This window comes from Rhodopirellula sp. SH410 (assembly GCF_055811895.1).
Map to the genome: position 1 here is coordinate 579,420 of NZ_CM147949.1, position 15,743 is coordinate 595,162.

The 15,743-nt window shown below is 59.1% G+C and carries 12 protein-coding genes; 9 read left to right on the forward strand and 3 right to left on the reverse strand.

Annotated elements, in window-relative coordinates; translation table 11 throughout:
- Positions 1–12 precede the first annotated feature (12 nt).
- Positions 13–825: a thymidylate synthase gene (locus SH410x_RS02360; RefSeq protein ID WP_473674256.1), complete on the forward strand. Its 813-nt coding sequence runs from the start codon at positions 13–15 to the stop codon at positions 823–825.
- An 89-nt stretch (positions 826–914) separates the two neighbouring features.
- On the opposite strand, the gene hisA is transcribed toward SH410x_RS02360, so the two are convergent.
- Both hisA and SH410x_RS02370 read right to left on the reverse strand, forming a co-directional pair.
- The gene (gene hisA, locus SH410x_RS02365) at positions 915–1,637 is read right to left on the reverse strand and encodes a 1-(5-phosphoribosyl)-5-[(5-phosphoribosylamino)methylideneamino]imidazole-4-carboxamide isomerase (protein WP_473674257.1); all 723 of its coding nucleotides are present in this window, start codon (positions 1,635–1,637) and stop codon (positions 915–917) included.
- Between the two features lie 225 nt (positions 1,638–1,862).
- Positions 1,863–2,867: an AAA family ATPase gene (locus tag SH410x_RS02370; protein ID WP_473677229.1), complete on the reverse strand. Its 1,005-nt coding sequence runs from the start codon at positions 2,865–2,867 to the stop codon at positions 1,863–1,865.
- 241 nt (positions 2,868–3,108) lie between these two features.
- On the opposite strand from SH410x_RS02370, the gene SH410x_RS02375 reads away from it, so the two are divergent.
- Together SH410x_RS02375 and SH410x_RS02380 are read left to right on the forward strand one after the other, a co-directional pair.
- Entirely contained in the window at positions 3,109–5,604 is a 2,496-nt protein-coding gene (locus tag SH410x_RS02375) for a DUF4159 domain-containing protein (RefSeq protein ID WP_473674258.1), read from the forward strand.
- A complete protein-coding gene (locus SH410x_RS02380) occupies positions 5,601–6,083 on the forward strand; it encodes a YraN family protein (protein ID WP_473674260.1) in 483 nt (160 codons plus the stop codon). Before SH410x_RS02375 ends, SH410x_RS02380 begins: the two co-directional genes overlap by 4 nt.
- An 80-nt stretch (positions 6,084–6,163) precedes the next feature.
- On the opposite strand, the gene SH410x_RS02385 is transcribed toward SH410x_RS02380, so the two are convergent.
- Positions 6,164–6,847, reverse strand: a complete 684-nt coding sequence (locus SH410x_RS02385) for a transposase (protein WP_473674261.1) — start codon at positions 6,845–6,847, stop codon at positions 6,164–6,166.
- Between the two features lie 595 nt (positions 6,848–7,442).
- Here SH410x_RS02385 and SH410x_RS02390 point away from each other — a divergent pair.
- The 6 genes from SH410x_RS02390 to SH410x_RS02415 all read left to right on the forward strand — a co-directional run bounded on the left by SH410x_RS02390 (position 7,443) and on the right by SH410x_RS02415 (position 15,489).
- Positions 7,443–8,927, forward strand: coding sequence for a sigma-54-dependent transcriptional regulator (locus tag SH410x_RS02390; protein WP_473674263.1), 1,485 nt, complete (start codon positions 7,443–7,445; stop codon positions 8,925–8,927).
- A 108-nt stretch (positions 8,928–9,035) separates the two neighbouring features.
- The gene (locus SH410x_RS02395) at positions 9,036–9,851 is read left to right on the forward strand and encodes an SDR family NAD(P)-dependent oxidoreductase (RefSeq protein WP_473674265.1); all 816 of its coding nucleotides are present in this window, start codon (positions 9,036–9,038) and stop codon (positions 9,849–9,851) included.
- A gap of 150 nt (positions 9,852–10,001) precedes the next feature.
- Positions 10,002–11,129 (forward strand): 3-phosphoserine/phosphohydroxythreonine transaminase, encoded by a 1,128-nt coding sequence (serC, locus tag SH410x_RS02400; protein ID WP_473674267.1) that lies wholly within the window; start codon positions 10,002–10,004, stop codon positions 11,127–11,129.
- 150 nt (positions 11,130–11,279) lie between these two features.
- Entirely contained in the window at positions 11,280–12,902 is a 1,623-nt protein-coding gene (serA, locus tag SH410x_RS02405) for a phosphoglycerate dehydrogenase (protein ID WP_473674269.1), read from the forward strand.
- A gap of 403 nt (positions 12,903–13,305) precedes the next feature.
- The gene (locus tag SH410x_RS02410; protein WP_473677230.1) at positions 13,306–14,292 is read left to right on the forward strand and encodes an acyl-CoA desaturase; all 987 of its coding nucleotides are present in this window, start codon (positions 13,306–13,308) and stop codon (positions 14,290–14,292) included.
- A gap of 81 nt (positions 14,293–14,373) precedes the next feature.
- A complete protein-coding gene (locus SH410x_RS02415; RefSeq protein WP_473674270.1) occupies positions 14,374–15,489 on the forward strand; it encodes a DinB family protein in 1,116 nt (371 codons plus the stop codon).
- Positions 15,490–15,743: the final 254 nt, after the last annotated feature.

The following is a 15,743-nucleotide window of genomic DNA, read 5'->3' on the forward strand; positions in this document are numbered from 1 at the left end:
CATAAATATTTCATGCAAGGCTACTTAAACCTCGTCGAAGAAGTCCTCGCGCAGGGGACCGATCGCGGTGATCGCACCGGGGTCGGAACCCGCAGTTTATTCGGCCGGCAGATCCGGTTTGATTTGGCCGACGGCTTTCCGTTGCTGACGACAAAGAAACTGCATGTTCGCTCGATTCTCTATGAGTTGTTGTGGTTTCTGCGCGGCGATACCAACACGCGTTGGCTCAAAGAGAATGGCGTTTCGATTTGGGACGAGTGGGCTGACGCGGATGGTGAACTGGGGCCGGTCTATGGGCATCAGTGGCGGAGTTGGCCCACCGGTTCGACAGAGAGCGGCGAAAACGCCGCGTCGATCGACCAGATTGCTTGGGTCGAAAACGAGATCCGTACCAACCCGCTATCACGGCGATTGATCGTCTCGGCGTGGAACGTCGCCGACGTGCCGCGGATGGCGTTACCGCCCTGTCACCTGTTGTTTCAGTTCTACGTTGCGGGTGGTCGGCTGTCCTGTCAGCTCTACCAACGCAGCGCGGATTTGTTTCTCGGGGTCCCCTTCAACATTGCCAGTTACGCGTTGTTAACCACGATGATGGCGCACGTGACGGGGCTGCAACCCGGCGAGTTCGTGCACACGCTCGGCGACGTGCATCTGTATTCCAATCATTTCGAGCAAGCGAAACAGCAGCTCGCCCGCGAGCCACGTCCACGCCCGCAGCTGAAGATCCTTCGCCAGGTCGATTCGATGGGCGATTTTCGCTTTGAAGATTTCGAGCTTGTCGATTACGATCCACATCCCCACATCAAAGCCCCAGTGGCGGTGTGATGGGTAGGCGAATCCCTGGAGACTCGCCCCAGTATTTTGGTAGCGAGCTCCGGTTTCATGGGTCCGTTGAGCGTCACGGCGAGGCGCTGCTACTGAGCGATTTGCAGCACTCGCTGCAGGTCCATGACACCGTCGTAGAGTGAGCGGCCGATGATCGCTGCGGGCATCTTCATCGCCACGAGTTTCTCGACATCTTCGTAGGTCGTGACCCCGCCGCTGGCCACCAGTGGGATGTCGGTGGCGGCAGCCATCTCGGCCAGCCCTTCAAAATTGGGGCCCTGCATCATCCCGTCTTTGGCGATATCGGTATAGATGATTGCTGCGATGTTGGCGGTCTGTTCACGCAGCGATTTCGCTAGCTCGATCGCCGTGACTTCGCTCGTCTCCAGCCAACCTTGGGTGGCCACCAGTCCATTGCGGGCATCGATCCCGGCGGCGAGCTTGCCCGGAAACAGGTCGCACATCTGGGTGAACCACTGGGGATCTTTGAGTGCTCGCGAGCCCACGACGAGTCGAGCGACGCCTGCCTCGATCAGCGCCTCGATGGTTTCTTGATCGCGGACTCCGCCGCCCATTTGACAGGGCAGTCCCGTGGCCTCGACGATCCGTTGGACCGCCGTGCGATTGGCCGTGGGATCGTCTCCGCGGGCGGCATCGAGATCGACCAGGTGCAGTCGCCGCGCCCCCGCTGCCTGCCACTTTTGAGCGAACTCCACCGGATCGTCACCGAACGTGGTCTGTTGGTCATAGTCGCCCTGACGCAGCCGTACGGGTTTGCCATGACGTAAATCGATCGCGGGCCAAATTTCCATACAGCGGATCCGGGGGGAGTTCAGAGAAAGGGAGAGAGTCGAGAGTGAGAGTGGTTTGAGTCGCGAAGCGACGGCAGGAAGTAGCCCCGGACGTCAGTCCGGGGGTTTTGGGAAACCAGCCTGCATGAAGTCGCGAAGCGACGACAGCAAAACGGGAACGGCTTCGAGCTTCGCCCGTATTCTGTCGGAAATTTCGCTTGGCCGGAACCAGGAGATTGACGCTGCCTACTTGCGAGGGGTTTCTTTCGCCATTTTGGCGGGTTCGGGGATCTCGACGTCTTCGAGCAGTCTCTTGACGATCGCGTCGGTGTCCATGCCCTCGGCTTGGGCTTGGAAATTGGTCGCGATGCGGTGCCGCAGCACGGGCAGGGCCACGCGATGGATATCGCCGGGTTCGACGTTGAACCGGCCGTTCATGGCGGCGATCGCTTTAGCGCCCGCGATGAGATTTTGGCCCGCGCGGGGACCGGCACCCCAGTCAACGAGTTCACGGACATATTCTGGTGCCGAGGCGTCGCTCGGCCGCGTCGCCCGGACCAGTCGCGAGGCATAGCGGATCACGAGCGGACCCGCCGCGATGCTGGCGACGAGTTTCTGACACGTCAGGATCGCACGTCCCGACAAAACTTTGTTGACCGTCGGTGTTTCGCCGCGCGTGGTCGCCGTCAGGATGCGTTCTTCCTCGTCTGCCGAGGGATAATCAATCTTGATGTTGAACATGAACCGATCCAACTGAGCTTCGGGCAGTGGATAGGTGCCTTCTTGCTCGACGGGGTTCTGGGTCGCGATCGTGAAGAAGGGATCGGGCAGAGTGTGGGTTTCCCGGCCCACGGAGACCTGGCGTTCCTGCATGGCTTCGAGCAGCGCCGCCTGTGTTTTGGGCGGTGTGCGGTTGATTTCGTCAGCGAGCAGGATATTGGTGAAGATCGGGCCTTCGACGAATCGGAAGCTGCGCCGCCCCGAGTCGGACTCCTCCATCACCTGGGTTCCCGTGATGTCAGACGGCATCAGGTCGGGAGTGAACTGGACCCGTTTGAAGGACACGTCGAGGATGTCAGCGAGGGTACTGACCATCAGTGTTTTGGCCAGTCCCGGGACGCCTTCGAGCAGGCAGTGGCCGCGGGTGAAGATGGCCGCCAGTAATTGTTCGATGGTGTCGGTCTGGCCAATGATGACTTTGCCAAGTTCGTCACGCATCTTCTGCTGGTACTCGGCAAATTCACGGAGCACGTCAGCGAGGTTGCGGGCTTTCCCGGCCGCGGGTGGATTTGCAGCCTCGGGCGTTTTCGAGGAGACTGGCGGATTGCCAGAAGATTGGAGAGGGCCAGTTGGCTTGACCACGGGCGGTGGGGTGGGCGAAGACGAATCTGTCATCGAGAACTCGGCGCGTGGATAGGGCGGCAGGGACGAAGGGGATCAACTCAACGATATCAGTCTAGGCGTTGCCAAGGAAAATCAAAATCGGTATCCGATGAAATTCAACGTATTCAAACCATCCCGCGGTGGCTCAATCTGCCCGGCGTTGCCGCTACCGCGAGAACTCGAAAGATCCGCCCGCATTCTTCACCCTCCCAGGGGGAGAGTGAAGTTATGGGTTCTCGCACTCACCTGCGTCCTTTCGCTCGCCGCCCCGCTGCCCGCCCGTGCGGATATCGACGCGATCTCGGTACAACGATCGATTGATCGAGGGATCGACTATCTGAGGAAATCACAGAACCAGCGTGGGGGGTGGCGGGAATATGGTGACTACAACTGCGGCTTGACCGCGCTGTGCACGTTGGCGTGGATCAATGCGGGCGTTTCGCGTCAGGATCCTGATCTGATTCGTGCGATGGAGTATTTACGCACGTTTCCGCCGAAAGATACCTATTCTGCGTCCCTGCAGACGATCGTTTTTTGCACGGTCGGCGCTCTCGAGGACGTGCCTCGCATCCGACGCAATGTCCAGTGGCTGACCGAAATACAAAAACCTGCCGATGCTCGGAACGCTGGCGCGTGGGGTTATTCGAGGACTCGCGGGTATGGTGATCAATCGAATTCGCAGTTCGCGGTGTTGGCTCTGGGCGCTGCGGTCGAGCGAGGGATCGAGGTGCCTCGGAAAGTCTTTGAAGCCTCCGCCGCCTACTGGCGAAAAATGCAATTCCCAGGAGGTGGCTGGTCCTATGGCTCGGGGCTGCGTCCGAGTGGTTCGATGACCTGCGCCGGCATTGGGTCACTGATCATCTGTGGTAGCAGTCTCAGCGATCTCGATGAGGCCGCCGCGGCGCAGCTGAATTGCTGTGGTGGTGATACGAGCGACGAAGCCGTCGACCGCGGGATGGAGTATCTCAGTGAAATCTTCACGGTGGGCGCCAATCCCGGGGGCGAAATGTTGAGTTATTTCTATTACCTCTACGCGGTCGAACGGATCGGCCGCCTGTCCGGTCGCCGCTTGATCGGCAATCGCGATTGGTACCGGGAAGGGGCCGAGCGATTGGTTTCTCTGCAGGACAAATTCCAGGGTTTCTGGCAGGGGGGGGGAGTGGTCGAGTCCAATCGTGAGGTGTCGACTTCGTTTGCGCTGTTGTTTTTGGCGAAGGGAAAGCGTCAAGTCGTCATTGCGAGACTCGACCATCCCTCGCTCCGCACTGAAACGGTGGCGGCCCAGAGCGGCCCTGCGGGTCGGGGTGGGCAGGATTCTGAGTCCTCCTCACTGCCACTCGCCGGCGCCCTGCACTCGCTGGTGCGGCACGTCGAGCGAGATTGGTCGCGAGAGCTGACGTGGCAAACCATTGGTTCGGAACAGGCAACGGCCGCGGATTTGTTGAAATCGCCCGTGCTCATGATCACCGGCAATCGATCACTCGACTTTGATGCCGATTTGCGAAGCCACCTCAAAGCCTATCTCGATCAAGGCGGCACGATTCTTTTCGACGCGTTGGCCGGTGACGGTTGCGGCGACGGCAAGGCGTTCGAGCAGAGCGTGACGTCTCTGTGCAATGAATGGTACCCACAATCGAAGTTGGAGAGACTGCCACTGACGCATCCGGTGTGGTTCGCCGAAGCTCCCGCGGATCCGGTAGCGATTGCTAAGAACTACTGGGTTTACGGCGTCGGTGCCTGTTGCCGGACACCGGTCTTCTACTCACCGCGTTCGCTGGCCTGTCGGTGGTCGCACGGTGGGCCCCTGCTGCGCGGTGCCGATTTACCGCCCCGCATTCATGCGGGCGTGGTGGCCGGCATCACGCTCGGCGAGAATATTCTGGCGTATGCAACCGGCCGCGAACTCAAAGATAAACTCGACAACTCGATGTCGGTCCTCGCCGACGACGCACCTCTTCCGACCCGTGGCGCGATACCCATTGCCGCTGGAGCAATGGGTGCGGGCGAAGAACAAGTCAATCGAGCCCTGCCTCACGCCGCCACGATCATTCGCGAAAAGATTGCTGTCGAAGTCATTGCGGTTGATAAACCCATTGCGCTCACGGACCAGTCGCTCGCCCGGGTCGGAGTGCTTTACTTGACGGGCCAAACCGAGTTCGAGTTGGATGCGATATCGCGACAGGCACTGAAAAACTACATCGATCGCGAAGGCATTCTCTTGGCCGCTCCGATCTGTGGCAACGAAGCCTTCGCCGCTTCGCTCCGCCGTGAACTGGCCGCGCTCGTGCCGGCTCAAAAGCTCGAACCGATGCCGAGCGACCATCCCGCCTGGACCACCCGATTCGGCGGCTTTGATCTTACCAACGTTGAGATTCGCATTCCCAGCCAGACGTCCAGCGGGGGGAAATCGGTTAAGGTGTCGCGGCGATCGGGCTCGCCGGTGATGGAAGCGATGCAGGTCAACGGTGTCGATACCGTGTTCTTCTCACCGCTCGATTTAAGTTGTGCGTTGGAGAGCCAGAACTCGATCCAGTGCCCGGGGTACGCGACCGCCGATGCGGCCAAAATCATCGCGGGCGTGATCCTCTACGCGTTGCAGCAATGAACACGCCATGGTCCCGGCATCTGCGTTCGCTACTCTCGCCCGCAGCAATCGCACAGCGATACGCGGACTGGCGATACGGAACTTTTGATCCCAAGGCAAAACTGGGCAAGCGCGGCGAACAGGTCGCTGCGGTCGTGCTGCGCCGCAAGGGACTGAGGGTGATCGCGGAGAGCGAATCGGACCGGGCGGGCGAAATGGATTTAATTGCCATGGACGTCCGCCGCCGGATCATGGTGTTTGTGGAAGTCAAAACACTGGCAACACGCAAACCCGGCCACCCCGCCGATCGTGTCGACGAAAACAAACAAGCGAGGATCAGTCGGGCGGCGCTGCGGTATCTCAAACGAAAAAAGCTGGTCGGTACGGCCTGCCGATTCGACGTCGTCGCGGTCTGGTGGCCAACCGACCAACCGACACCCGTCCGCATCGAACACTACGAAGCCGCGTTCGAATCCACCATCGAGTACTCGCTGTACTGAGGACGTAGGATGGGACCATTGTCCCGTCCGAGCTCCTCTTTTCCAGGATTCTAGGTGACGCTCGGGACAATGGTCCCAAGCTACGACGAAAGCTCATCAAAGAAATCCCAGCCCACCTTTTGCCAGGAGGGACTGACCCAACGATGCCATTGCTTCTCTGGGATTTTTGCTTTGCGAGGATTTCGACCGATGTACTGCACCACGCGCCAAAGATGTTCGTCATCACGAATTATGCTGTCGTAGCATTCTTGCTGCCACAGTAGGCCAGTCCGGCGTTCTTCTGTGTTGACGTATCGAGCTGTCACTCGCTTGATTGCTCCAATTGCAACTTCTAAATCAATGTTCTCAAATGGTCGCAGGACGAGATGGCAGTGATTTGCCATGATCACGAAGCATCCCAAATCATAGTGCGTGTGATTCCGATGAAGCAGGCTTCGGTGGAGTTCGCCAGAGTACTCTTCCCGCTGAAACCAACACTGCCCAAATCCGCCATCGACGATCCTTTCGTATCGTTTGAAAGAAGCTTTCGCATAGGCCAACCAAGTTTCCTCGTTTCGGGGTGGCGGAAACCGGTGCTCCCACTCACGGCGCATCGATGCCAACTCACGTTGCTTGTTCGCGGGCACTGCGTCGGCGAGATTGAACGTTACAAAATAGGTTGCGCCATCCTGACGCCAATGGGGGAGATGCCGATGGTAGCACCGAATGGAACGAGTGGCATCCAACCCGCGAAAGTTGGCAGGTGGCTCAAGATTGAAAGTCATGGTGCCGCGTAGGATGGGACCATTGTCCCGTCCGAGCTCCTCTCGGGCTCATCCGACCGAAGCGTACTTTTTGCGTGAGGGGACACGTAGGCATCCAAGTGGTTCTAACTTTGATTCAAAAAGGACTGATGGCAGGTGCGGCTTGCTGTCCGACGAGAAACACACTGGGCGTACCCTCGCCCGCGATATCCCTCGGTAGGCCTGCGTCCCCTCAGAGCCCACTCCCGCCTCTCCCGTCGCATTCAGGATATCGGTTCACTCAGGACAAAGCAAATATATGGATGCCACCGCGTTGCTTCAGCATCCACCAGTCTGGTTCTGCACTGAAAAACATCGCATGCCAGCGATTGTCGTAGATAGTGAGATCGGAGTGCGGTTCGGTTGGAGGAGTCTTTTTTAAGGTGTTTTTGTCTCGCTCGGGACAATGGTGCTTTTATCTCGCTCGGGACAGGTGCTTTTGTCTCGCTCGGGACAATGGTCCCAAGCTACGGGTGTTGTTTTTCTGCAACATGCGGTGACTTTTTTGACTATGCCGGTTTTCTGACCTAAGTAATTAGGTAGCCATCCATGCATCACGATGCCCAGGAAACACCGCATGACCACTCGCACCCACATTCTGCTCGTCGACGACGACGTTCATCTGGCTCAGTCGCTTGGCGATTGGTTGGCCGAACAAGGTTTTTTAATCGAAGTTGCGAATGATCTTGGGAATGCTCGTCAGCGACTTGCCGAGCGAGCATTCGACGTACTCATCACCGATTTGCGAATCGCTGACGAAGACGGCTTCGATCTGATCCGCTTCGCGGCCAAGCATCACCCGTCGGTGGCGATCCTGGTGATGACCGGTTACGCGGGCCCGCATACGGCGGTCGAGGCCGTGCGTGCGGGAGCGTTTGATCTGTTGACCAAACCGATGTCGGATGACGAGTTGCTGCTGGCGATCGACCGGGCGATCAAGCATCACCATGTGGAGCAAGAAAACGAGTCGCTACGCAAACAACTCGATCGTCGCCGCGGGCTCGAGAGCATCCTCAGTCACGATTACCGGATGATGAAGATCTTTGACGTCATCGACAGTGTCGCCGACACCCAGGCGTCGATATTGATCACGGGCGAGAACGGCACGGGCAAGAGCATGATTGCGCGGGCGATTCATCAACGCAGTTCACGTCGCGGTGGCCCCTTTGTCGAGGTCGCCTGTGGCGCGTTGCCGGACACATTGCTCGAGAGTGAATTGTTTGGTCACGTGGCGGGCGCCTACACAGGGGCAGCGACCGATCGCATGGGCAAGTTTGAGATGGCCGACCATGGCACGTTGTTCTTGGATGAGATCGGCACGGCGACGCCCGCCATGCAGGTCAAATTGCTCCGTGTGCTGCAGGAGTTTCAGTTTGAGCCGCTCGGTGGGATGGAAACGCGTCAAAGTGACACGCGAGTGATCTTGGCAACCAATCAAGATCTCGAGAGTAGTGTCGCGAACGGTTCATTCCGGCAAGATTTGTATTATCGCATCAATGTGATCAATATTGCCCTGCCGCCACTACGCGAACGCCCCGGCGACATCCCGTTGTTGGTAGAGCATTTTATCCGTGAAGCCGCCCTGACTGCTTCGCGCGATGTCGAAGGTTTTGATCGCGAGGCGCTCGCCGCGATGCAAGCCTATCACTGGCCCGGCAACATCCGGCAACTCGAAAATGTCGTCGAGCGAGCCGTCTTGTTGAGCAGTGAACGGGTGCTGGGGATCCACGATTTGCCGCCCGAGCTATTGGGTCCGACCCATCGGCCGGACCACGAGATTGGCTTTCAGCGATCAGCGTCGCCTGGCACTCCGCATCCCAACAACTTGGTCGCCAGCCATTCGCTTACGTCTCGCTGGAACGGCGCGGCGCTGACCGCGAGCGGGCGAAGTCTGCGAGAGGCATTGGAGTTCCCCGAGCGTGAAATCATTCTCCAATCGCTCCGCCGGCATGGGTGGAACCGCGCCGCAACGGCCGATGAGCTAGAGATCAATCGCACGACGCTCTACAAAAAAATGAAACGCCTCGGTCTGGATGACCCCCGATTGCAGTATGCGTTATGATGCCCGCCGAAGTGGATTTTATTCGACGGTCTCATGTGGGTGATTTCCCCGCATCGAGTGAGTGGTCGGCTCACGAAAATGGGACAAGCACCCTAGCAAAGCGTTTTCATGGCAGGCATCGTCGTCACCGGGGCTAGTAGCGGGATCGGTCGCGAGATTGCGATTGGATTGGCGCAAGACGCGGCCCGACGAGAATCGCAGGCGGTGACGCGGATGCTCGTCCACTACCGTCGCAATCGAGACGGCGCCGAGGCGACCGCAGACCAAATCCAACGTCTGGGGATTGCGTGCGAAATCATTGCTGCTGATTTGAGTGAGATTGCCGCGGCCGAGCGATTCGCCTACGACGCGCTCGAGAGCGTCGGGCCAATTGACACGTGGGTGAACAACGCCGGCGCTGACGTTTTGACCGGGGAGCCGGCGTCGTGGTCCTTTGACCAAAAGCTGCGGTGGCTGCTCGACGTGGATGTGTGCGGTACGGCAGCGATATCACGCATTATTGGCCCCGCGATGGCGGACCGAGACACGCTCAGCAAGAGCGAGCATGGATTGGCCACGCCCTCGATGGTTTTCATTGGCTGGGACCAGGCCTCTGAGGGGATGGAGGGTGATGCGGGAATGATGTTTGGTCCCGTCAAAGCGGCCGTGATGGCGTTTGCCAAGAGTCTCGCCCAGACCCTTGCGCCGCGGGTCCGTGTCAATTGCGTCGCCCCCGGCTGGATCCAAACGGCTTGGGGGGAGTCGACGAGCGAGTATTGGAATGAGCGTGCGACCACCCAGGCGCTGATGAATCGGTGGGGCAGCGCCCGTGACGTGGCCGCGGCGGTCGCCTACCTCACCAGTCCCGAAGCCGGGTTCGTTACCGGCCAGGTAATCAACGTCAATGGAGGTTGGAATCGGAGATTTGCGAGAAAAGATGGGTAAGGGAGGTTAGCGTCAAGATCCGTTGGCTTTCACAGATTGGATGCGAAGCATAGAATCCAAACCGATCGGACACGGGCCCAGGCAATTTCCTGGTTTTCATGACCGGCTCCCTACTTTCCCACATCACTCTTTCCCTAAAGAGTTTTTCGCATGACCGCTTCGGCTCCCTCCGCCGCCACTGCCTCTGACCGCCTATTCAACTTCTCTGCCGGACCGGCTGCGTTGCCGGAGTCGGTGCTCCGTGAGGTGCAAGATGAGATGATGTGTTTGCCGGGCGCGGGGGCTTCGCTGTTGGAAATCAGCCATCGCGACAAGTTTTTCGTTGACATTCTGCACGACGCGCAAGACACCCTGCGCAGCCTGTTGGGCATCAGTGATGACTACAGCGTGATGTTCATGCAGGGTGGAGCGACGCTGCAGTTCTCCGCGATCGCAGCCAATTTGCTCCGCGGCAGCGGCAAACGGGCCGAATACTTGTTAACGGGATCGTGGGGCAAGAAGGCGATCGTTGAAGCCCGGAAAGAGGGCGACGCCGTGGCCATCTACGACGCCAAAGAAGCGAACTACGACCGCCTGCCGGCTGCGGGCGACTATACGGTGAGCGACGACGCGGCCTATCTGTATTACTGCAGCAACGAGACCATCCAAGGCGTCCAGTTCGCTAGTGAACCTGCCTGTCCCGAATCGGTCCCCTTGGTCAGCGACGCATCGAGCGATTTTCTGTGCCGCCCGCTACCGATCGACAAATACGGCCTGCTGTACGCTTGTGCGCAAAAGAACGCGGGACCGGCGGGCGTGACCGTGGTCGTGATGCGAAAAGATTTGATCGAGCGTGCGGACCCCAATATTCCTGGCTACCTGCACTACAAGAACCATGACGAGAACGATTCGGAATGGAACACGCCGCCCACGTTCGCGATCTACGTGCTCGGCAAGGTCGCCCGGTGGCTGCGTGATGACATCGGTGGTTTGGCTGCGATGGAAAAAATCAATCGCGAAAAATCGGATTCGCTGTACCAAATCATTGATAACAGCAATGGTTTTTATCGCGGCCACGCGCAGCCCCAGTGTCGCTCGCTGATGAACGTCACCTTCAATTTGCCTTCGGACGATTTGACGGCGAAGTTCATTGCCGGGGCATCGGAACATCGTCTGGCGGCACTCAAGGGCCACCGCAGCGTCGGTGGCATCCGGGCGAGCATCTACAACGCGATGCCGCGTGAAGGCGTCGACACGCTGGCCCATTACATGACCGATTTTGCCGCCGCCAACGGCTGAGCAATTCGTGTGACGAAAACGCGTCGAATCAAGGGATGCTACGCTCGCCAGAGCGTGGCATCCCCGTTTTGGCGAACGTTGCTACTCGGTGTCTTCATTCGCTGTCGCTAAGCCATCCACCCCACTCCCAACTCCCCACTTAGAAACCCCATGTACCGCATTCTAGTCCTCGACGACATCGCCCAAGAAGGAATTGACCTGCTCGAAGCCACTCCGGGTATCGAGTACGAAGTCCGCACGAAACTCAAGGGCGAAGAATTACGCACATCGCTGAACGAGTTCGATGGCGCGATCTTGCGCAGCGGTGTGAAGATCACGCCTGAATCGCTCGAAGGCAACACGCGTATGCGGGCGTTGGTGCGGGCGGGTGTTGGTACGGACAATATCGACAAGGCCGCCGCGACACGTCGCGGGATCGTGGTCATGAACACGCCTGCGGGCAACACGGTTTCAACCGCCGAGCACACCTTTGCGATGATGCTCGCGCTGAGCCGCAATATTGCCCCCGCCCATCAAAGTTTGGTGGAGGGCCGCTGGGATCGCAAAGCGTACATGGGCACCCAACTCGCCGGCAAAACACTCGGCATCGTCGGCATGGGACGGATCGGACGCGAAGTCGCTGCCCGAGCGCGGGCGTTTGACATGAAAGTGATCGCCTTCGATCCCTTTTTGACTGCCGATCAAGCCGAGGGGCTCAACGTCGAACGCGTTGAGACGGTTGACGAAATGCTACCGCAAATCGACTACCTGACCGTGCACACGCCGCTGACCCCGGAGACCAAGGGGCTGATCGGGATGGCGCAACTCGATAAAGTCAAACCGGGGCTGCGGGTTGTCAACGTCGCTCGCGGCGGTATCTATGACGAGGCGGCACTGGTCGCGGGACTCAAAAGCGGCCAGATCGGCGGCGTGGCCCTGGATGTCTACGAAACCGAACCCTGCACGGACAGCCCGCTGTTCAAGATGCCCGGCACCTGCTGCACACCGCACCTGGGGGCGAGCACGGAGGAAGCCCAGACGCAGGTCGCTGTCGAAGGTATCCATCTGCTGATCAATTACCTGCAAACCGGCGAGATCCGGCATAGTGTTAACGTTGCCTCGCTCGATCCGAAGACGCTCAGCGAGTTGCGCAGCTATCTCAATATCGCCCACCGTCTCGGCTTGCTCGTCCATCAGTGGCACGGCGGTGGTATCGATCAGATCCGTTTGATCTATCGTGGCGACGTCGCTGGCAAAGACACCCGCGTGCTCACCAACGCGTTCTGCGCCGGGATGCTTGAGCGAGTCGTCGAGGAGGTCAACGTGATCAATTCCGAGATGCTGCTGAAGGAACGTGGCATCGAACTCAGCATCGAGCATAACGGCGACCAAAGTGCGTTCACCAGCAGCATTGTCGCCGAAGTGTCCGGCGGTGGGAAAACCGTCAGTGCGGGAGCAGCCGTGCTCGGCCATGGCATGCCGCGGCTGATCCTGCTCGATGGATACCGGCTCGAATCGTTCTTGGACGGGCGATTGTTCGTCTTCGCACACAAAGATGTGCCCGGCATCATTGGTAACGTCGGCACCGTGTTCGGCAAAAACGGCATTAATATCGCCCAGATGGCGGTCGGTCGCGAGGGCAATGCGCCCGGCGGACAGGCTATCGGCGTACTGAGTGTCGACGGCGACATCCCCGAATCGGTCATGGCGGAGTTGATGGCAATCGACGCGATCGAGCAGGCCAAACTGATCGAACTGCCCGCCGCGGGCGAGTTGCCGACTTGGATGAGCTAGGACCAATCGGAAAATCGTGAAGCACTGTAGCTGCCGTCGCCAGACGGCGGGAGAAATGGTAGCTGCCGTCGCCAGACGGCGGAAAACCACGCTCCGGCGAGCGTAGCTACCGATTTTCAGATGGGAGTCGCAGACCCCTCTGATGGCCATTGGGTGGGCGTTCCGCCCATTTGGAGATTGAATTCGAGTCGACCTCGTCGCTGCCGATGACTAGATTGGGATGGCAAGAGCCGCGGAAACAACCGATGCTCGTTGAAACCTGCCATTTTTATCTCGTCTACCCGCGTTTGAGACGCCGCTGATGTCGACTACTGATTTAACGTCAACTGAGTCCCGTCCGAGTGCAAAATCGGTGCCGCCTGGCAGCTCGGTTGGCGACCAGGCCGCTGCTCAATACGATCCGATGGGCGACGAACTGCTCTACAAGGACGAAGGGACGCTCGCCGGACACGATCCGCAGCGGTTGCCTCGTCCGGAGGCCACCGAGCCGCTGCAGATCATGTGGAAATACGTGATCGTGCTGACGATTGTCCATGTGGTGGCTCTGCTCGCGTTTCTGCCGCCGTTTTTCAGTTATTTGTTCACCTGGTCGGGCTTGATCGCGGCCATCGCGGGGCACTTTATCTTCGGCATGATGGGCATCACGATCGGCTACCATCGCTTGCTGACCCACCGCGGGTTCACGTGCCCACAGTGGCTCGAGCACACCTTCGCAATGCTCGGGATGTGCAATATGCAGGACAGCCCCGCTCGCTGGGTAGCGATTCACCGCATGCACCACCAGCACTCGGATCACCAGCCCGATCCCCACTCGCCGCTGGCCAGCCTGTTGTGGGGGCACATGGGCTGGGTCGTTTGTCGCCACCGCGACCTCGATCGGACGAGTCGCTACGAACGTTATGTTCGCGATCTATTGCGTGACCCGTTCTATCTGAAGCTCGAACGCAAGGACGGCTGGTTCTTCGTCTTTATCGCCCATGCGATCATCGTATCTCTGATCGGCGGTCTGGTCGGTTTGATCGTCAGCGGCGGGAACTGGTCCGAAGCCGGGCGGTATTACCTGAGCTGGGCCGTATGGGCCGTGGCCGTTCGCACCGTCTTTGTGCTACACGGCACATGGTCGGTCAATTCGCTCGGCCATGTTTTTGGGTATCGCAACTACGAAACCCGCGATCACAGTACCAACAATTGGCTGGTCGCATTGATCAGCCACGGCGAAGGTTGGCACAACAACCACCACGCCGCCCCACGCGCCGCCCGTCACGGTCATCGCTGGTACGAGTTCGACATGTCTTGGGGGGTGATCCGATTCTTGGAAATGTGCGGATTGGCCAAAAATGTACAGCGTCCCAAAGCAGTGAGTGTCCCAGGCAAGTCGCTCACGCCGTAGGATGGGATCTTTGTCCCGTCCAAGACCAATTCACGCGCTCGGGACAATGGTCCCAATCTACTCGCAAACCAAGCATCTTCCATGAACAGACTCCTCTTCTGCCCGCTGATCGTTTTGCTTTCGAGCTCCCTGCTGTCGGCCACTGAAGGTGACCCGGTGGCTGTTCGCGCCTGGGACGCTGGCGTCGTCTCGATCGAAACCCAGTGGGGATTTAACTTGGTCGTCAGCTCCGGCGCAAAGCCGGGGGCTGAGCTAGCAGAGAAAGCCGATCGCGTGGTGGCTGTTTCCGCTTCGGTCGATCGTGTGCTCTCGCGATTGCCCAATGAGTCAAAACCCAAATGGCTACCTGCGGGCGAGTTTCAGGGCAACGACCCGAATGCGTTGGCGGTGAAATCGATCGCTGGCAACGCACTTCGAATCAACGTCGACGGTGTGTGCGTGGTTGTCGCGACCGGTCGTCTCGATGCGTCGGGTTTGCCGGGCGATGAGGAGGTCGATGTGCTGGTACTAACGGACGCCAGTGCCGAGCAATTGACGGCCGAGCCGTTCGCATCGCTGCAGCAATCGCTTCGCCCTCGTCTCGTCGTCCCCATGATGATTGCCAATCTCGCAGCGGACGGCGATGAGATCCTCAACCACAACACACTCGCGGTTTCGGCATCGGATCACGATGCCGACGAGACGCAAACGATCTTACTCGGTCATTCGCCCTGGGAAATGCCAGCGGATCTTGCCCGTCTGTTTGGCAACATGGAGCAGGCCTGCAGCGATTCGCAGGCGGTATTTGCGAAACTCTCGGTGGCCCAGTTGAACTTCAAACCGGCTAACGGTACCCACACACCACGCTGGAATGTGGAGCACATGATGGGGCGGCAGTTGCAGTTCTTCTCGCAGATCTATCATACGGTCGATGCAGAGGTCCCGGTCATGAATTTGAACCCCAAGCAAATGCCAGCGGACTACGAGTTCGCGCACTCTGACTGGGACGGAGCCGAGGAAGCCCGGCAGATGCAGCGGGTCAGCGAGTTCTGTCGCCGCTTCGCGTACTTGCTCGATGGCGTGAAAGTCGACGAGAAAGCTCCCGGCAGCCGCTGGCCGTCGCTGCGAGCGCTGCTGATCCAGATGGACAAGCATTACCAAGAGCACACCGCCAACACGAGCAAAAAGTTCGAACTACCGGGCTGGCCGGGCGCGTGATGTGGACGTGCCGCGAACGCAGTCTGACAGGGGCATCACTGCGGTTCGACACCTCCTCCGTACAAATACCAACGCGGGGGTGGGGTACGACCCGCAGAATCTTGGGTGAGCTGTAACCCACTGCGGGGTCGGGGCTTAGGTTGTTTTCATTGTCTGCCGGTGTTCGCTTCTCGCGACCGCTGGATAATGGCTGGTATCCCTCCGAGAGAGACAGCCATTGATCCTGAAAGGATCGCAGCGGATGCCACCGGTAT